Consider the following 18,963-nt stretch of genomic DNA (forward strand, 5'->3'; position numbering starts at 1 on the left):
CATAAGTCCCAAATCTTAATCAGAACAGGGGGAGCGCATATGCTGAACGGTAAAAAAATTGTGCTCGGTGTTTCAGGAGGGATTGCAGCTTATAAGGCCGCTGCGCTGACAAGTAAGCTCGTCCAGAAGGGAGCAGAGGTACACGTCATCATGACGGCATCCGCCAAGGAGTTCATTACAGAGCTGACCCTTCAGTCATTATCACGAAATCCGGTATATACAGATACCTTTGATGAACGTGATGCATCCGTTGTCTCACATATAAACCTAGCGGATACAGCAGATCTGGTCCTTGTTGCACCCGCAACAGCGAATGTGATTGCCAAGATGGCTCATGGACTTGCAGATGATATGCTGACAACGACATTGCTGGCAACGACAGCGCCGGTAATGGTCGCGCCTGCCATGAATGTACACATGTATGAGCATCCTGCCGTGATCCATAACATGAATACGTTATATTCACGTGGTGTGCATTTTATCGAGCCGGGTGTAGGACAGCTTGCCTGTGGGTATGTCGGAAAAGGACGGCTCGAAGAGCCTGAGACCATTGTGGATGTAATCGAGCGTTTTTTTGGTGAGGAAGAAGCAGGCAAGCCCCTCTTAGGCAAAAAAATGGTAGTTACTGCAGGCGGTACCATTGAACGAATTGACCCAGTTAGATACATTACCAATGATTCCTCGGGTAAGATGGGAGTTGCTTTTGCCAAAACAGCTAAGGACATGGGCGCAGAGGTCACGTTAATTGCAGCTAATATACAGGTCAAGTACCCAGAAGGAATAACCGTCGTTCCAGTTCAGTCTGCAGATGATATGCATCAGGCAGTATTTGAGCGTTTGGAACAGAGCGATATCGTTGTTAAGGCAGCTGCGGTTGCTGACTATCGTCCGATGGAGGCGGCGAAGCAGAAGATTAAGAAGAGCGGCGAGACGCTCACACTGGAGCTCGTCAAGACGGTTGACATTCTTGAAGCACTGGGAAAAGCCAAAACACATCAATTCTTAATCGGGTTTGCGGCGGAAACCAATGACCTGGAGCTGCATGCAGCATCTAAGCTCGAACGTAAAAATGCGGATCTGATCGTTGCTAATGATGTCACTCAAGAGGGTGTTGGATTCGGGACAGATACGAATGCAGTTAAGATTTTTGACAAGCAGGGCTTGGTCAAGGAAATACCTGTGACGGCCAAAGAAGAAGTAGCACGGCAAGTACTGCTGATTGCAGCCTCCCGAATGGATGGGAGGAAGTGAGCTTGTGAATATAGCAAAAGTGATAGTAGACGTGCCTGCCAAAGACGTGGACCGCACTTTTGATTACTTGATTCCGGAATCGCTTAAGGGCTGGGTAGAGGTAGGAAGTCGTGTCGGGGTGCCTTTTGGACATCGAACGGTTCAGGGCTTTGTCGTCGGGCTGGAAGAGGCAGTAAACACAGATTTTAAGCTGAAGCCAATTGCCGAACTCTTGGACCTGGTTCCACCCCTGTCGCCAGATCTGGTGGAGCTTGGAAGATGGATGAGCAGGCATTACGCCTGCAGTGCGATAATGGCCTTACAGGTCATGATTCCGACTGCGCTGAAGGGCAAATCCAAGCGTTATGTTTCTGTTTCGGAAGGGTTTGAATCATTAGAGGAGCAGACCGTGCAAGAATCTCAGGCTTCGAGCGACGGCCCTGTATTATTTGCTATGCCGGATTCACCGGAGAATGTGTCCATCCAGGATGAAATCATCCGATATGTACGGAGCAAGGAACAAGTGACACTTGATCATCTAAGTGATCGGTATCCGGATCATTCTAAGGAAATCAAGCGTTTAATTCGCAGCGGCATTCTGCATGAGGAACAGATGATCAAGGACAAGCTGCAGAAGAAGATGCTGAAGGCGGTCCATCTTGCTGTAAGTGAGCAAGAGGCTGAAGATGCGCTAGCTGACTTCCCGGCTAAAGGGAAACGGCAGAAAGAGGTTTTGTCTTTTTTGCTCGAAGCAAAGGAGCTTCTTCCCATGCCGCTTAAAGACGTGCTGTCTGCACTTCAAGTATCTGCCGCCACAGTGAAAGGGCTTGAAGACAAGGGCTTAATCTCGATCTCTGAAGTGGAAGTGTTCCGCGATCCATACCGTGGACGTGATTTCAAGCCAACTGAGCCGCTTCCTCTCACATTGGAACAGCAGGCCGTCTATGACCGGATTGCAAGACAGTTAGATGAACGTGAGCAGGGTGTATTTCTGCTGCATGGTGTAACAGGCAGCGGTAAGACGGAAGTATATCTGCAAGCCATTCAGCGCTGTATTAAGCAGAATCGCCAGGCGATTGTACTGGTTCCTGAGATTTCACTTACACCGCAGATGGTTGAAAGATTCAAGGGGCGTTTTGGTGACCAGGTTGCCGTCATGCACAGCAGGTTATCGGGCGGAGAGCGATATGATGAATGGCGCAAAATCCGTGAGGGTAAGGTCAAGGTGGCGATCGGTGCCCGATCTGCTGTGTTTGCTCCCTTCGATCAGCTGGGACTGATCATCATTGATGAAGAGCATGAGACCTCCTATAAGCAGGAGGAGACGCCGAAATATCATGCAAGAGATGTAGCGGTGGAACGCTCCAAGCAGCATGGAGCAGCCGTTATTTTAGGCTCGGCCACGCCCTCGCTTGAGAGCTACTATGCTGCCAGGTCTCAAGCTAGTGATGAATTTGCTCCGGTTCTCATGGAGATGAACTATCGTGCCTTGGGCAATGAGCTTCCAAAGGTACGGATCATTGACATGAGGGAGGAGCTGAAAGACGGGAATCGGTCGATGTTCAGCAGAGCTCTGCACCAAGGAATTGCCGAGCGGATTGAACGCGGAGAGCAGACGGTGCTTCTCTTGAATCGCCGGGGTTACTCAACCTTTGTGATGTGCCGCAGCTGCGGCTATGTGGCGAGCTGTCCAGAGTGCGATATTTCTCTTACGTATCACCAGCGAAGCAACAATTTGAGATGTCACTACTGCGGTTATGCGGAAACGGCTCCCCAGATTTGTCCGGATTGCGGCAGCGAGCATATCCGATATTTTGGCACGGGGACTCAGCGCGTAGAGGAAGAGCTTGCGAAGCTGTTTCCTGGCGTGAGGGTCATTCGGATGGATGTGGACACCACGACTGAAAAAGGCTCCCACGAGAAGCTGCTCAAAGCTTTTCGCGAGAAGAAGGCAGATATATTGCTTGGAACACAGATGGTGGCCAAAGGGCTTGATTTTCCGGATGTGACGCTGGTGGGTGTGATCACCGCAGATTCAGCGCTGAATCTGCCTGACTTTAGAGCGGCTGAGAAAACATTTCAGCTGCTGACTCAGGTTGCAGGCCGTGCGGGCCGTCATCAGCTGCCAGGAGAGGTGTTCGTACAATCCTACACACCGGATCATTATTCCATAGTGCATGCAGGAAGCCATGATTATCTCTCATTTATCAAGGATGAACTGGGTCACAGGCGTGCTCTGCAGTATCCGCCGTACTGCCGGCTGATCCTGGTGACGTTCTCTCATGAGCAGCTTCCTGTTCTTGTAAGGGCAGCGGAGAATTACACGAGACTTCTCAAGGAGCAGGCGCAGAAGATGGGGCTGCTCGGCAGTCTGGATCGGTTTAGTTCTGATGCATTTGATGTGCTGGGTCCGGTTGCCTCGCCCATGCCGCGATTAAAAAATAGATACAGGTTTCAATGTATGATAAAATGGCGTGGGGAAATTGATGCCATCGGCCTTGTGAAAAATATGGCGAGGAAGATGGAACAGGATTTTCAGGGTAAGGATTTGCTTATAAGCCTTGATGTCGATCCACAGATGCTGATGTAGTGATGTAGTTCAGGATCGGGATTTTAGACCATATAATTTAACATGACGCAGGATGATTCAATCCTGAAATGATTACGTTCATAGGAAGGTGTTTAGCAGCATGTCAATTCGATTGATTGTAAAAGAACCGGATGAGGTATTGCACAAGGTAGCCAAGGAAGTAACGAAGATCACACCTAATGTCCAAAAATTGCTCGATGATATGGCGGAGACAATGTATGATGCGGATGGTGTAGGTCTTGCTGCACCGCAGGTCGGCATCTTGAAGCGGCTGATCGTAGTCGATGTTGGCGATGATCACGGTTTGATCAAAATGATCAACCCTGAGATTGTAAGCTCGGAAGGAGAGCAATTTGGACCGGAGGGCTGTCTGAGCATTCCAGGCTACAACGGAGATGTCCGCAGAGCTGAAACGGTAACAGTAAAGGGTCTTGACCGCGATGGCAAAGAATTTACGGTTACGGGCAGTGGTTTGTTCGCGAGAGCGTTCCAGCATGAGATCGATCATCTCAATGGTGTTTTGTTTACAGATCTCGCAGAAAAAGTGTATGAAATCGGAGCTGAACCGAATCGCGGTAAATAAGGAGGTATGGAAATGAACATCGTTTTTATGGGAACACCGGCCTTTGCTGTGCCTTCACTTGAGAGATTGCTTGAGGAAGGATACAACATCAGCCTTGTAGTGACTCAGCCGGATAAACCTCAAGGACGAAAAAAGGTTCTGACACCGCCTCCGGTCAAAGAAGCTGCGCTGAAGCACGGTATTCCCGTGTTTCAGCCGGCAAGGCTTCGTAATGAAGAATCTGTAGCAGAGCTTGCCAAATGGAAGCCGGATCTCATTGTTACTGCTGCCTTTGGACAAATCTTGCCGAAATCCGTGCTCGATATGCCTCAGTACGGATGTGTTAACGTTCATGGATCGTTACTGCCGAAATATCGGGGAGGTGCACCGATCCAGCGTTCGATCATGAATGGTGAGAAGGTTACGGGAGTAACGCTGATGTACATGGCTGAAGGTCTAGATACCGGTGATATGATCTCTAGGGTAGAGGTCGCAATTGAGGATGAGGATACTTCAGGTACGATGTTTGAGAAGCTCAGCCTTGCTGGAGCAGAGCTGCTGATGCGCGAGATGCCCAATCTGACTAAGGGAAAAGTGCAGGCCACTCCTCAGAAGGAGGATGAGGCAACTTATGCGAAGAACCTATCCCGAGAGGATGAGAAGATCGACTGGTCTCGTCAATCACGTCAAATTTATGACCAGGTACGGGGGCTTACTCCATACTCTGGAGGATTTACATTATGGGACGAGCAGGTATTCAAAGTCTGGGGCACTATCAATCCTTCCAAGCTACCAGAGCCTTACCTTCAAGCATCAAATGCCAGCAAGAATGCAGAGCCCGGAACGGTGCTTGGGATGTCCAAGCTTGGCATTGAAGTGAAGACAGGCGACGGCTCTCTGTGGCTGTCAGAGGTGCAGCCTGCCGGGAAGAAGGCGATGGCTGCCGGTGATTTTGCCCGCGGCGGATCGCTCACAGCAGGGACGGTGCTGAAGTGAAGTCAGGAGACAACAATAATCCGCGTCTTGGCAATACATCCAATAAGGGTAGAGGGAAGAGCGGTGCTCAGTCGGCAGCTTCTAGTAAGCGCAAGGTATCCAGCAGAGAAGCGGCGCTTCAAGTCTTGGCTGCGGTTGAACAGGAAGGAGCCTACAGCAATCTGCTTCTGAATCAAGTGCTGAAACAGGCAAATCTCACCCCTGCTGATACGGGACTAGCCACGGAGCTGGTATATGGCACCATTGCTCGTCAAAAGACATTGGATTACTATCTTGAATCCTATGTAGCCAAAGGACTTGCCAAGCTTCAGCCCTGGGTTCGCAGTCTGCTTCGGCTGAGTCTGTATCAAATTCTATATTTGGACCGCGTGCCGGATCATGCGGCGGTAAGTGAAGCGGTAAATATCGCCAAGCGCAAAGGCCATCAGGGTATATCCGGAATGGTGAACGGTGTGCTGCGCAACATTCTGAGAAACCGGGACAAGCTGACGATTCCAGAAGATCTTCCTGCCGCAGAACGCATCGCACTGATGCACTCCCATCCTGAATGGCTTGTGCAGCGCTGGATTGAACAATACGGAGAGCAGGAAGCTGAAGCGATGTGCAGGGCTAACAACGAGGCACCTCCGGTCAGTGTAAGGGTGAATACGACCATGATCTCGAGAAATAAGCTAATTCAAGAGATGCAGGAGGAAGGACTTGTCGTGGAGCCTTCTCTTCTCAGTGATGATGGGATTATCGTCAAGAGTGGGGGGAATATGGCTCTTACCGACTGGTATAAGGAAGGGATGCTCTCTGTACAGGATGAGAGCTCCATGCTTGTGGCCGGAGCGGTGGATCCGAAGCCAGGCATGACCGTTCTGGACTGCTGCGCTGCACCCGGAGGCAAGACCTCGCATATGGGTGAGAAGATGGAAGATCAAGGCCGTATTATTGCTAATGACATTCATCCTCACAAAGTAGAGCTTATTCATAGACAAGCGGAAAGGCTGGGGCTCGCCAGTATTGAGACCGTCTGCCATGATGCGCTTGATCTGGCTTCCAACTACAAGGAAGCTTCGTTTGACCGCATATTGCTCGATGCACCTTGCTCTGGATTTGGGGTTATTCGCAGAAAGCCGGACCTTAGGTGGACCAAATCCCCAGAGGATGTTGAAGCCATCAGTGCGCTGCAATATGAGCTGCTAAGCCGTGTATCCAAGCTGTTGAAGCCTGGAGGAACGCTTGTGTACAGTACTTGTACGACAGAGCATGCTGAGAATGGCGGTGTCGTAGAACGATTCTTGAAGGAGAACGATCAATTTGCCCCTGCAGGTCATCTGTCGCTGAGAGAAGAGCTGCGGCACTCTGCCATATTGGATGAGTACGGAATTCAAATTCTGCCTCACCAGTTTCATAGCGACGGATTTTACATTGCAAGATTGACAAGGGTAGAAACATCGTAAAAAAGTGGATCAATAACAAGACTGCCGCCAGTAACCGTCAGGTATTGGCGGCTTTTTGCAGTTGCCGGCATAAAGACCTGCATAGATGAATACTGAATTATGTGCTAAAATGGGTAGAATGAGAAATAATATGTCTATAGATCAATTGGAAAGAACAGGTGTGAATGAAATGACAAAGCCTTTTATATATGATTACACGCTCGAAGAGTTAGAGCAGTGGGCAGTCGAGAATGGGGAGCCGAAGTTTCGTGCTGCTCAAATCTACGATTGGGTTTATGTAAAGAGAGTGAATGATTTTTCAGAAATGACAAATCTCTCGAAAGCTTTACGCGAGAAGCTTGATGATCAGTTTCAATTCGTGACGCTTTCGGAAATTACGAAGTTTGAGTCCAAGGACGGTACTGTAAAGTTTCTGTTCGGACTGCATGATGACCACGCAATTGAGACGGTCATTATGAAGCATAACTATGGCAACAGTGTATGTGTGACGACACAGGTCGGCTGCAGAGTCGGCTGTACTTTTTGCGCCTCTACACTGGGCGGTTTGAAGCGGAACCTGACTGCTGGTGAGATTATTGCTCAAGTCGTGCGCTCCCAGCAAATACTGGATGAACGCAATGAACGTGTGAGCAGTATCGTAATTATGGGTACGGGTGAGCCATTTGAGAACTACGATGAGACGATGAAGTTCCTTAGAACGATGATTCACGAGAAAGGTCTGAATATTGGTCAGCGTCATATCACAGTGTCGACAAGCGGTATTGTTCCAAATATTTATAAATTTGCTGATGAGGACACCCAGATTAACCTGGCTATCTCCATCCATGCACCGAATGATAAGCTGCGTTCGAAGCTGATGCCTGTTAACCGCCGGTTCCCATTTGATGATGTAATGGAGTCCCTTCGCTATTACCAAGGCAAAACAGGACGACGTATTACATTCGAATATGCCTTGATCGGCGGCGTTAACGATCAGCCGGAGCATGCCGAAGAGCTTGCGGGTGTTCTGAAGGACATGCTGTGCCATGTCAATCTGATCCCGGTAAACTATGTGCCGGAGCGTAAATATATCAGAACGGCTCGCAAGGATATATTCCAGTTCCAGCGTATCCTCGCTGATCATGGAGTTAATGTAACAATCCGCAGAGAGCAGGGTCATGATATCGCAGCCGCTTGTGGTCAGCTGCGTGCGAAGCATATGGAGAAGCACAAGGAAGCTTGAGGTGAGGATATGACTGTGATGAATACAGTGCATGTGAGTCACGTAGGACGAGTTCGTTCGGTAAATGAAGATTCCGCCTGGATAAGGCATCTGGATCAGGGATATATATTAGGTATTGTCGCAGACGGTATGGGCGGACATCTTGCCGGGGATACAGCAAGCAGACTGGCTGTAGAAACGGTATCCGATGACCTCTCGGTGCTTGAGCCCGGTTTGTCAGAGGCATCGCTGAGTGCTGCGCTGAGCGATGCCATTCTGCACGCGAATGAAGTCATCTATCGTACAGCGGCTGGGGATGAGAAGCTGCACAACATGGGAACAACCGTCGTTGCGCTCCTTATGAGTAATGCTTCCGGCATTATTGGCCATATTGGCGACAGCCGTGCTTACAAAATAACAGGCGATAAGGTCGTCCAATTGACAGATGATCATACATTAGTTAATGAGCTGTACAAGAATGGTCAGATCAGTGAAGAAGAGACGCATGTACATCCGCTCAAAAATGTCGTTACCCGAGCGCTTGGAACGGATGAGGATGTGTCTGTGGATCTGTACCCTGTCATTCTGGAAGCCGGGGATGTAATTATGCTCTGCAGTGATGGCTTAAGCAACCTGGTCAGCAGTGTGCAGATGGCAACCGTGATCGGGCAATCGGATCTGCCTTTGTCTGAACGGGCAGACAGGCTGCTGCAGCTCGCACTCCTGGCCGGAGGGGACGATAATATTACGGTTGCTTTATTTGAAATGCCAGCGGGCCCTTTAAGTGTTGTTGAAGAGGGGGTTGAATCATGATCGGACATCAGCTGAGCGGACGTTATGAAGTGATTGAGCGCGTCGGCGGAGGCGGAATGGCCCTGGTATACAAAGCGCACGATATTTTGCTCGGACGTAATGTTGCTATCAAGGTGCTTCGTCAGCAATTCGTTCATGATGACGAGTTTATTCGTCGGTTTAGACGAGAAGCCCAATCGGCTGCATCCTTGTCTCATCCGAATGTAGTTAGTATCTATGATGTAGGTCAGGAAGAAGACATCCATTACATAGTGATGGAGTATATCGAAGGTCAGAACCTGAATGAAATTATAAAAGAACGTGCACCGCTTCAAGTCGATGAAGCTGTCAGAATTGCTGCACAGATTGCGGATGCACTGGATCATGCCCATCATAATCAAATTATTCACCGCGATATCAAGCCGCATAATATTTTGATTGGCAAAAATGGAAGGGTCAAAGTTACAGATTTCGGAATCGCTCGTGCAGTGACCTCGACGACGATTACGCAGACCGGCTCAGTCGTCGGCTCAGTGCATTATTTTTCTCCCGAGCACGCCAAGGGTGTTGTAACAGGTGAGAAATCCGACTTGTACTCACTTGGTATTGTTATCTATCAAATGCTGACCGGACAGCTTCCGTTTCTTGGAGAGAGTCCGATCAGTGTAGCGCTGAAGCATCTGCAGGAGGAATTCGAGGAGCCGAGTGCTGTTAATCCGCTGATTCCACAGAGTGTTGAGAATATTATTCTTAAATCAATGCGCAAAAATCCGAATGAGCGTTATCAGTCAGCGCTTGAAATGTTGACCGATCTGGAGACCTGTTTGCTGCCGGATCGCCTGAATGAGGAGAAGCTTGTATTCGATGATGAGTTCGATACAGATCAGACCCGTATCATTCCTGCGATCAAGCCGGAACCACGCGGGCCATCCTATACGGATGCACCTGAAATGGCTCCAGACGAAGCAGTGACAGACGGCAAATCCAAGAAGAAAAAATCCAAGAAGCGGGCAGCGTTTTGGGTCTCGTTGACACTGTTCATCCTGATTGCACTAGCCGGTGTTGTCTGGTATGTCGAGAGTGCGCTTGTTGTGCCTGAAGTAACCGTGCCCAGCGTTATTGATAAGACCGAGGAAGAAGCCAGAGCCTTGCTTGCTGAGCAAGGGATAGAGGTTAATCAGGTTCTCCAGGAATATAAAGAAGGTGTCGATCCGGGAATTGTCTACGAGCAGAGCAGGCCTGAAGGAGCTGTCGTGAAGAAAGGTTCGCTAATTGACCTTACTGTAAGTGTGGAGAAGCCGAAGGAAACCATGCCTGGGCTTACAGGTCGAAATTATGAAGATGCAGTTCAGGAATTGCTGGCACTTGGCATGAGTGAAGATCGAATCAAGAAAACGGAGGAATTCAGTGAAGAGTCCGTTAATGAAGTGATTGGACAATCGGTTACCGAAGGCCAGCCTTTTGACCCGGAGGTAGATACCATCACCCTGAGGGTAAGTAAAGGCCAGGAAATGGTCGAAATGCCTGATCTGATCAATAAAACTCGCGCAGAGGCAGAAGAGTTGATTCGAAAGAATAAACTGACTGTTGCACCGGTTAAAGAAGAGCCAAGCTTTGAAGTGGAGAAAGGCAGGGTTACCCAGCAATGGCCTTATGATGCTGGGGCTGCAGTTGTTCCGGGTGAAGAAATTACGATCTATGTAAGCACGGGGTATTCACCAGAGACGATCGAGTACAATTATCATATTTCGGTAGCTCCTCATGAAGAAGGCAAGAACAGCAAGATCCGTATCACGTTCACCGATGCCAGAGGAGAGAACCAAGAGCATGGTACGGAGACGATCAAGAAGACAGAAACGCTGACCGTACCGCTAGTTCTGGCTCCGAACAAGGATGGAGTGGTATCCGTTTATCGTGATGGACAGCTGATGGATACATTTGAAGTGAGATATTTTGATGCGAAGAACGGAACGGTTACCACACCGGAGATTGGACCAGCTGTTACTCCTGACAACAATTCGGGAGATGGTGAAGAAGGGTCGGGTCCGGATGAAGAGCCGAACCCAGAGGATCCGGGTAACGAGAGCAATGAAGGTAATAATGGCAATAATGGTAATGGTAATGATGAGGGCAATGAAAACAACGATAACAACGGCAATAACAGCAATGGCCGTGGAGACAATCAGAATGAAGATGAAGACGGTGAAGAGTGACCTGGCTACTGAAATTCAGCTGCATTCCTCATTCTAGGCGCCTTAGGGGCGCCTGTTCTTCATTAAGAATCAGAATTCAATTTTTTTCAAACCTAAAAGGGCGGTGAATTATGCTGGAGGGAGTTATTATCAAAGCGTTAAGCGGATATTATTACGTTAAACCTGCTCCAGGTCGCGGAACACCGGATACGAATGTATCTGCTGTTCAATGCAGAGCTAGAGGCGTTTTTAAGAAAAGAGGGATTACTCCTCTTGTAGGTGACTATGTAAAATATACGCTTACCGAAAACGGGGAAGGAACGGTTGAAGAAATTCTGCCGAGAGATACCGAGCTGATCCGCCCTCCTGTGGCCAATGCGCATCTCGCCGTATTGGTATTCTCGCTCAAGGAACCGGATATGAATGTTCAGCTGCTGGACAAGTTCCTGGTTCATATTGAACAGGCGGGTCTTCAAGCAGTGATCTGCCTTACAAAAATGGACCTTGCTGACGAATCTGATGATCGTTATGCGCAGCTTGTCCGTCTGTACGAGTCTATAGGGTATGAAGTCATCATTACCAGCTCTCGTCAAGGCACAGGAATGGATCGCTTGAAGCAGCGGCTGGCTGGAGAGATCAGCGTCTTCTCAGGTCAATCAGGTGTGGGCAAGTCCTCGCTTCTGAATGCACTGCTTCCAGGGCTGGAGCTTGAAACAGGTATTATAAGCATGAAGCTGGGCAGAGGTAAGCATACAACCCGGCACGTAGAGCTCATTCCACTGGATAATGGCGGGTTTGTTTCAGATACACCAGGCTTCAGTCAACTGGATTTTCTGGAGATTGGCGTAGAGGAGCTGAGCGATTGCTTCAGAGAATTCCGTGAATATGCCGGCGGCTGCAAATTTCGCGGCTGTACCCATACGCATGAGCCAGGCTGTCAAGTGATCAGAGCCAAGGAAGAAGGCGACATTGCCGAGAGCAGATACACACACTATGTGCAGTTCTTGGAGGAAATGAAAGATAAGAAACGGAGGTACTAAACATGTCAGTATTAATCGCACCATCTATCCTGTCCTCAGATTTCGCCCGTCTGGGCGCAGAAGTAGCCGAAGCAGAGGCTTCCGGCGCAGATTGGATCCATGTTGATGTCATGGATGGGCATTTCGTTCCGAACATTACGCTGGGAGCACCCATCGTACAGTCCCTCAAGCCGCATACCAGCTTGCTGCTGGATGTCCACTTGATGATTGAGAATCCTGAGAACTACATAGCCGACTTCGTTAAGGCAGGCGCAGGAATGATTACAGTTCATGCCGAGGCTTGTGTCCATCTGCACAGAGTCATTCATTTGATCAAAGAGCACGGCATCCTGGCTGGGGTAGCTATTAATCCAGGAACACCTGCCAGCGCGATCAGCGAAGTGCTCGGAGATGTTGATATGGTGCTTGTGATGACAGTCAATCCTGGCTTTGGGGGACAAGCCTTCATTCCGAGAACGATCCAGAAGATCAGACAAATCCGGAATGAGCTTAACGAATTGGGCCGTTCAAACGTTCATATTGAAGTAGATGGAGGCATTACGAAGGAGACAGCGCCTTTAGTCGTGGATGCAGGTGCTGACGTCCTCGTTGCAGGCAGCGCGGTGTTTGGCCGTACAGACCGTGCAGAGGCCATTAGAGAAATCCGGCATAGTATTGGGGGATAACGAACCAATGACACTTAAAGAAGCGCTATGGACTTCGCTTGCCAGTATGGTTACAGGAATACTGCTGGGCTCATTCACACTGCTGCCCTCTCCAATTAATGCAGTGGTATCCTTACTCGGTATTATCCTTGTTATATGGTTCTTTAAAAAGTTTGATAAAAAGTCAGTGAGAATATCATTTATCATATTCACTGTGCTTTATTTCATCCTTTTTATCTTCATTTTATCTGCTTATATTTTTATGACCAATCCTCCAGAAGGATTAAGTTAGTCTTAGTGGTATAGGCTGAACACATGCTGCATAAACATGGTTACATGAGCGCGATTCTCATGTAGCCTTTTTTTCGTTTGCATCGTTGCAGTTAGGGATAAGCGGAGTAGAAGGAAAGGCTTCTGGCACGATAAAAGGTGGAGCGCATGAGGATGATGGGAGGGTGAACTATGAAATTTTACACATTTAAGCTTCCAAAGTTTTTGGGGGGTTTTGTAAAAGCGATCCTTAACACGTTCCAGAAAAGCTAACAGGTTCAAAAAGGGGTTTCCATAGCGTCTAGTAACGTAAAAAAGGCTGCAGTTGAAGGATCGCAGGCGAACATACGGGTATGAAAAAAGCACCTATGTCATATAATGGCAAGGTGCTTTTTGCTTTGTATTCAAAATCAACTATACGCGAGTAACTTTACCGGCTTTCAGAGCACGAGTGCTAACATAAACGCGTTTTGGTTTACCGTCCACCAGAATGCGGACTTTTTGAACGTTTACGCCCCAGGAACGGCGGTTACGGTTGTTAGCGTGAGACACGTGGTTACCGCTACCAGGTTTCTTACCTGTCACATAACATTTGCGAGACATAGATTACACCTCCTATTCTGAAAGTAACCGTTATCCGCAAGGTCAATGGTTGTAATCAATCCAATATACCTGCATAAAACAATACTCAAATATAATATCATATAGGAAAAAGCTTAGTCAATAAAAACAAAAACTTTATTTATTTCTATACTTGATTATAGTACAATGATGTATAGTCCATAATACTGCGGAAGAAAGCCGCTGCCCGTCTGATGACGGGAACAACGGATGTTAAGTGCATGCTTAGTCTTTAGTACTGGTAGTGTACTTATGCATCATGCTAGGAAGGGGAATTCTCACTTGAGTAAACGTTCTTTAAATGGAACAGATTTTAACGCAATGGTGTTGGCCGGTGCGGATCAATTGCAGAAGCATGCTGAACACGTCAATTCCCTTAATGTATTTCCTGTCCCAGACGGTGATACAGGAACGAATATGAATTTGACGATGAGTGCCGGTGTGGCCGAATTAAAAAGAAACAGTGCAAGCTCCATTGGCAGCTGTGCAGGTATTTTATCGAAAGGCCTGCTTATGGGCGCACGCGGAAACTCCGGCGTTATTCTATCGCAGTTGTTCCGGGGCTTTAGCCGTTACGCTGCCCCATATGAGGAGCTGAATACTCTTCAGTTTGCTGCTGCTCTGCAAAGCGGTGTGGATACAGCTTACAAGGCAGTAGTTAAACCCGTAGAAGGTACGATTCTTACTGTCGCAAAGGAAGCTGCGAAGCATGCCGGTTATTATGCGAGACGGACCAATGACATTACGGAACTCATGAGCGAAGTGCTTAAAAAAGCAAACGAAACTCTTGCCTTGACCCCTGAGATGCTGCCTGTACTTAAGCAGGTTGGTGTTGTAGATTCAGGTGGTAAAGGTCTTGTATATATTTATGAAGGCTTTATGGAGTACCTGCTGAACACAGAGGGGAAAACCGTTTCTACACCAGTGAAGGAAGCGACTCCAGCGCCTGTAATGCCGCCTGCTGCACCGAAGACTCCGATTTCTCCTGAAATGCCGATTTCGGCACAAGCAAGACTTGAGACAGAGGATATTGAATTCTTGTATGATATGGAATTTTTTATCAATCGGCAGCTCGGAGATGCAGGCGGAACAAATTTTGATGAGGAAGATTTCAGGAAAGCGCTGTCAGTAAATGGAGATTCGATTATTATCATTTCTGATGATGAAGTCATCAAGGTTCATGTCCATTCGAAGCAGCCTGGAGACGTGCTGAATCTGGCACTTCGCTATGGCGAAATTACCCAGATCCATATTCTGAACATGCGTGAGCAGCATCGTGATCTGCTGACTGCCGGAATGGATATCGCGCCAGCACCTGAATTGTTTGCAGATATTCCGCCTGAACAAGAGGCAGCACCTGAGCCGTCGATTCCTCCAGCGGATGAGCTTGCCCCATTTGGTTTTATCTCGGTTGCATCCGGTGAGGGAATATCTGAAGTGTTCAAGAGTCTCGGGATAGATATTGTATTGTCCGGTGGACAAACGATGAATCCGAGTACAGAGGATTTTGTAAAGGCGATTCATTCCATTGATGCGAAGCACGTCTTTATCCTTCCAAACAACTCGAACATTGTGCTGGCGGCCAAGCAGGCCCGAGATCTGCTGGAAGGCGAGCGTGAGGTAACTGTTGTTCCGAGCAAGACAATTCCGCAAGGGATTTCAGCTGCATTCGCGTTCCAGGAGGATGAAAGTGCAGAAGTAAACGAGTCGAATATGCTTGAAGCCATTGCCCATGTCCGTTCGGGACAAGTGACTTATGCAGTGAGAGATACTACATTTGATGATCTTGAGATTACAGCTGGCCATTTCATCGGGATTCATGACTCCAAGATTGTGGCTACCGAAGAAGGACTTCTGGATACATGCGAGCAACTGCTTCGTAAGATGATTGTAAGCGGTGATGAAGTTATCACAATCCTTGCAGGTGAAGAAGCGAAAGAGACGGAAACGGACCGCCTCGCGTCATGGCTTGCTGCTGAATATCCTAATGCGGAAGTGGAAGTGCATCAGGGAGGACAGCCTGTCTACTCTTATCTGTTCGCTGTAGAAGCCTGAAATTAGATAAGGAGGCCAGCGCTTCATGAGCAAAGTATTTATTGTGACGGATAGTACTGCTGATATTCCAGATCAGGTGGTGGATCAGTACGGAATTAAGATCGTACCCCTGCGTGTCGTGTTTAGTGAACAGGAGTCCTATCTCGACGGAATTGAACTGAGTGCATCCAAGTTCTATGAGAAGCTTGGGGAAGTTAAGGCTCTGCCAACGACTTCCCAGCCATCTCCGATTGAATTTATGAATGTATACAAGGAACTGAATGAGGCCCATCCGGGCTGTCAGATCGTTTCTATACATTTATCTTCAGGAATGAGCGGTACGTACCAGTCCGCTGTGCTTGGCAAATCCATGCTTGAAGACGAGAGTGACGCGGATATTACCGTCATTGACTCGAAGTCGGCCAGCTATGGATACGGGCTGCTTGTGGTGCATGCTGCCCGGCTTGCCTCTGAAGGGAAGAACGCGGCGGAGATAACTGAAGCGGTCCTTACGCTTCATAAGGAACGCAAGCTCTATTTTCTAGTTGATACACTGGAATATTTGCAAAAAGGCGGACGTATTGGCAAAGCCTCTGCGATTCTTGGTACACTGCTGAACATTAAGCCAGTCCTCTCTATTGATGAAGAAGGCGTGATTTATGCCGTTGAGAAGGTAAGAGGGCAGAAGAAGGCAATGGAACGCATCGTCCAAATGTTCGAGAGTGATTTTGCCGGGAAACGAATCAATATAGCTGTCGGTCATACCGCCAATCCGTCATCGGCAGAAACCTTCGTGGAGCTGATGAAGACACGGTTTGAGCTGAACGAGGTGGTGTATCCGAACATCGGCGCGGTCATTGGAAGTCATGTCGGTTTCGGGACTATCGCGATCTTTGTGTGGCCGGCTTAAGATATGAGGGATGCTTTATGTTGTTAGAAGAAACATCGGTGAAGCAGGTCAGCGGCGTGAGTGCTCTTAAGGAAGGAGAGCTTCACGCCTTTGGCATTTATACGATCAAGGATTTGCTTGAATATTTTCCTTTTCGTTATGAGGATTACCGTCTCAAATCACTGACTGAGGTGAAGGACGGGGACCGGGTGACGGTTCAAGCCAAAATTATGGGTGTGCCTGTACTTCAACGATATGGTAAGAAATCAAGATTGACCTGCAGAATGATGGCAGAGGATTTTATGTTTACGGCGACTTGGTTTAACCGGCATTTCTTGAAGGACCAGCTGACGCCGAACCGGGAGATTACGCTTACCGGCAAATGGGATCAAAAGCGGATGCAAATGACGGTATCGGAGTCAGAATTCCCTGATAAGGGGGCCGTGCGCTCGGGCTCCGTTCAGCCTGTCTATTCTGTGGGGGGGAAGATTACGCAGAACTGGATGCGCAAGACGATTAACCAGGCGCTGCTTCAGTATGGAGAGATCGTGCCTGAACTGCTTCCGGAGGAGCTGCTGAGGAAGTACAAGCTGATGCCCCGGAAAAAGGCGATTGCCCTGATTCATCAGCCAGGTGATCCTCAGCTGGGACAAGAAGCTCGTCGTCGCATGGTGTTTGAGGAGCTTTTTTTGTTTCAGTTAAAGATGCAGGCTTTTCGGGCCATCAATCGTGGGAAAACGGACGGAGTCGTACATACCGCTTCCAATGCAACGATCCGCGAGTTTGTGCGCAGCCTGCCTTTTGAGCTGACAGATGCCCAGAAGAGGGTAGAGCTTGAAATTTTGCAGGACATGCGCTCCCCTCACTGTATGAACCGGCTGCTTCAAGGGGATGTGGGCTCAGGCAAAACTGTCATTGCTGCTATTGCACTGTATGCGGCTGTTCGTTCCGGATTCCAGGGTGCCTTGATGGTGCCGACCGAAATTTTGGCAGAGCAGCATATGCGCTCCCTGGAGAAGCTGTTCACTCCATTTGGGATCGAGGTTGCTCTGCTGACAGGTAGTACACCAGGGAAGAAGCGAAAAGAAATTCTGTCTGGACTGCAAATGGGAATGATTGATGTTGTCGTTGGCACCCATGCCTTGATTCAGGAGGATGTGTACTTCAGAAATATCGGACTTGTCGTTACAGATGAGCAGCACCGGTTTGGTGTCAATCAGCGAAGTGTTCTCAGACGTAAAGGCTATAACCCGGATGTGCTGACCATGACGGCAACCCCGATTCCGCGAACGCTGGCTATTACGGCGTTTGGGGATATTGATGTCTCTACCATTTCCGAGCGGCCGAAGGGCCGGATTCCGATCTCGACGTATTGGGTCAAGCATGACATGATGGATCGGGTCATCGGCTTTATTACCCGGGAGCTGGATCTGGGACGCCAGGCATATCTGATCTGCCCGCTTATTGAGGAATCGGACAAGCTGGATGTTCAGAATGCCATAGATTTGCATGTGGCTATGCAGCAGGCGCTTCCCCAATACAGGGTGGGTCTTCTGCACGGCCGGATGACTCCATCCGAGAAAGACGAAGCGATGAAGCTGTTTTATGAAAATGAAACACAGCTGCTGGTATCCACGACGGTTGTGGAAGTTGGCGTCGATGTTCCGAATGCCACATTGATGATCATTATGGATGCAGAGCGCTTCGGCTTATCCCAGCTGCACCAGCTTCGTGGGCGGGTCGGTCGGGGCGCCCATGCCTCCTATTGTATTCTGATTGCCGATCCGAAATCGGAGGTAGGCCAAGAACGAATGAAGGTCATGACCGAGACGGAGGACGGTTTTGAAGTGTCCAGACGTGACCTGGATCTTCGTGGTCCGGGTGACTTTTTCGGTACGAAGCAAAGCGGGCTGCCCGATTTCAAGCTGGCAGATATGGTCAGTGATTTTGAAGTGCTTGAAATGGCCAGAGATGATGCAACCTCGCTTGTTGGTAATGAGGCGTTCTGGACTTCGCCAGCCTATGCACCGCTGCGCGATTATTTACAGCGGGAGCAGATCTTCCAGGGCGAAGTAATGGATTAGCATAAAAAATAAGGTCAAGTGGACGAGCTGCCCCGGCATATAGTAGTGGAGGACTACGATATAGGCGGGGAGGTGCGATGTTCTGTTGAGCTATCAAAAATATGGGATTAGTCCACAGCTGGTGGAACGGGTGAAGACCAAAATGAAGAACCCGGTGATGAAGGAAAAAGTTAAAGTGCTGATTGACGGCGTGACCAAGGCCGATTTGCAAAATAGTGCGAAAGTCAGACGGTTGGTCAAATCATCTGCAGCCATTCTGAATGAAAAATTTACTTCCGCAGATGAAGATAAGCTCGTTAAATTCGTAATTGATCAAAAAATTGATCCGAACAATACCCTGCATCTCATCAAGCTGTGGGGAATGTTTCGTTAA

General features: G+C 48.6%; 17 protein-coding genes. 16 read left to right on the forward strand and 1 reads right to left on the reverse strand.

Features of this window, described 5'->3' with window-relative positions:
- Positions 1-39 precede the first annotated feature (39 nt).
- From coaBC to spoVM, 12 genes are all read left to right on the forward strand, one after another.
- Entirely contained in the window at positions 40-1,251 is a 1,212-nt protein-coding gene (coaBC, locus tag TCA2_RS07475; protein ID WP_047910957.1) for a bifunctional phosphopantothenoylcysteine decarboxylase/phosphopantothenate--cysteine ligase CoaBC, read from the forward strand.
- Positions 1,238-3,820: a primosomal protein N' gene (gene priA / locus TCA2_RS07480; RefSeq protein WP_193746008.1), complete on the forward strand. Its 2,583-nt coding sequence runs from the start codon at positions 1,238-1,240 to the stop codon at positions 3,818-3,820. The genes coaBC and priA overlap by 14 nt, the downstream gene beginning before the upstream one ends.
- Before the next feature lie 100 nt (positions 3,821-3,920).
- Positions 3,921-4,403, forward strand: coding sequence for a peptide deformylase (gene def / locus TCA2_RS07485; protein ID WP_047910959.1), 483 nt, complete (start codon positions 3,921-3,923; stop codon positions 4,401-4,403).
- A gap of 12 nt (positions 4,404-4,415) precedes the next feature.
- Positions 4,416-5,378: a methionyl-tRNA formyltransferase gene (gene fmt / locus TCA2_RS07490; RefSeq protein WP_047910960.1), complete on the forward strand. Its 963-nt coding sequence runs from the start codon at positions 4,416-4,418 to the stop codon at positions 5,376-5,378.
- Positions 5,375-6,823 carry a 16S rRNA (cytosine(967)-C(5))-methyltransferase RsmB gene (rsmB, locus tag TCA2_RS07495; protein ID WP_081872301.1) on the forward strand — a complete coding sequence of 483 codons (1,449 nt, stop codon included), beginning with the start codon at positions 5,375-5,377 and terminating at the stop codon, positions 6,821-6,823. The genes fmt and rsmB overlap by 4 nt, the downstream gene beginning before the upstream one ends.
- A 169-nt stretch (positions 6,824-6,992) precedes the next feature.
- Positions 6,993-8,045: a 23S rRNA (adenine(2503)-C(2))-methyltransferase RlmN gene (gene rlmN, locus TCA2_RS07500; protein ID WP_047911230.1), complete on the forward strand. Its 1,053-nt coding sequence runs from the start codon at positions 6,993-6,995 to the stop codon at positions 8,043-8,045.
- Between the two features lie 15 nt (positions 8,046-8,060).
- The gene (locus TCA2_RS07505; protein WP_047911231.1) at positions 8,061-8,837 is read left to right on the forward strand and encodes a Stp1/IreP family PP2C-type Ser/Thr phosphatase; all 777 of its coding nucleotides are present in this window, start codon (positions 8,061-8,063) and stop codon (positions 8,835-8,837) included.
- The gene (pknB, locus tag TCA2_RS07510) at positions 8,834-11,029 is read left to right on the forward strand and encodes a Stk1 family PASTA domain-containing Ser/Thr kinase (RefSeq protein WP_047910961.1); all 2,196 of its coding nucleotides are present in this window, start codon (positions 8,834-8,836) and stop codon (positions 11,027-11,029) included. The genes TCA2_RS07505 and pknB overlap by 4 nt, the downstream gene beginning before the upstream one ends.
- Before the next feature lie 110 nt (positions 11,030-11,139).
- Entirely contained in the window at positions 11,140-12,048 is a 909-nt protein-coding gene (rsgA, locus tag TCA2_RS07515) for a ribosome small subunit-dependent GTPase A (protein WP_047910962.1), read from the forward strand.
- A gap of 2 nt (positions 12,049-12,050) precedes the next feature.
- Complete coding sequence (rpe, locus tag TCA2_RS07520) at positions 12,051-12,713, forward strand: ribulose-phosphate 3-epimerase (protein WP_047910963.1); 663 nt, start codon at positions 12,051-12,053, stop codon at positions 12,711-12,713.
- Between the two features lie 7 nt (positions 12,714-12,720).
- Complete coding sequence (locus TCA2_RS07525; RefSeq protein ID WP_047910964.1) at positions 12,721-12,984, forward strand: hypothetical protein; 264 nt, start codon at positions 12,721-12,723, stop codon at positions 12,982-12,984.
- Positions 12,985-13,154: 170 nt separating this feature from the next.
- Positions 13,155-13,235 carry a stage V sporulation protein SpoVM gene (spoVM, locus tag TCA2_RS07530; protein ID WP_006675261.1) on the forward strand — a complete coding sequence of 27 codons (81 nt, stop codon included), beginning with the start codon at positions 13,155-13,157 and terminating at the stop codon, positions 13,233-13,235.
- Positions 13,236-13,376: 141 nt separating this feature from the next.
- Here the strand turns inward: spoVM and rpmB are convergent, their stop codons facing one another.
- Positions 13,377-13,565 (reverse strand): 50S ribosomal protein L28, encoded by a 189-nt coding sequence (gene rpmB / locus TCA2_RS07535; protein WP_047910965.1) that lies wholly within the window; start codon positions 13,563-13,565, stop codon positions 13,377-13,379.
- A gap of 300 nt (positions 13,566-13,865) precedes the next feature.
- Here rpmB and TCA2_RS07540 point away from each other — a divergent pair, with 300 nt between their 5' ends.
- The 4 genes from TCA2_RS07540 to TCA2_RS07555 all read left to right on the forward strand — a co-directional run bounded on the left by TCA2_RS07540 (position 13,866) and on the right by TCA2_RS07555 (position 18,963).
- On the forward strand, positions 13,866-15,638 hold the full coding sequence (locus TCA2_RS07540) for a DAK2 domain-containing protein (RefSeq protein ID WP_047910966.1): 1,773 nt from the start codon (positions 13,866-13,868) through the stop codon (positions 15,636-15,638).
- A gap of 25 nt (positions 15,639-15,663) precedes the next feature.
- On the forward strand, positions 15,664-16,527 hold the full coding sequence (locus TCA2_RS07545; protein WP_047910967.1) for a DegV family protein: 864 nt from the start codon (positions 15,664-15,666) through the stop codon (positions 16,525-16,527).
- A gap of 17 nt (positions 16,528-16,544) precedes the next feature.
- Entirely contained in the window at positions 16,545-18,590 is a 2,046-nt protein-coding gene (gene recG / locus TCA2_RS07550) for an ATP-dependent DNA helicase RecG (RefSeq protein ID WP_047910968.1), read from the forward strand.
- Between the two features lie 85 nt (positions 18,591-18,675).
- Positions 18,676-18,963, forward strand: a complete 288-nt coding sequence (locus TCA2_RS07555; RefSeq protein ID WP_047910969.1) for a stage VI sporulation protein F — start codon at positions 18,676-18,678, stop codon at positions 18,961-18,963.

This window comes from Paenibacillus sp. TCA20 (assembly GCF_000732325.1).
Classification (GTDB): Bacteria; Bacillota; Bacilli; order Paenibacillales; family Paenibacillaceae; genus Paenibacillus; species Paenibacillus urinalis.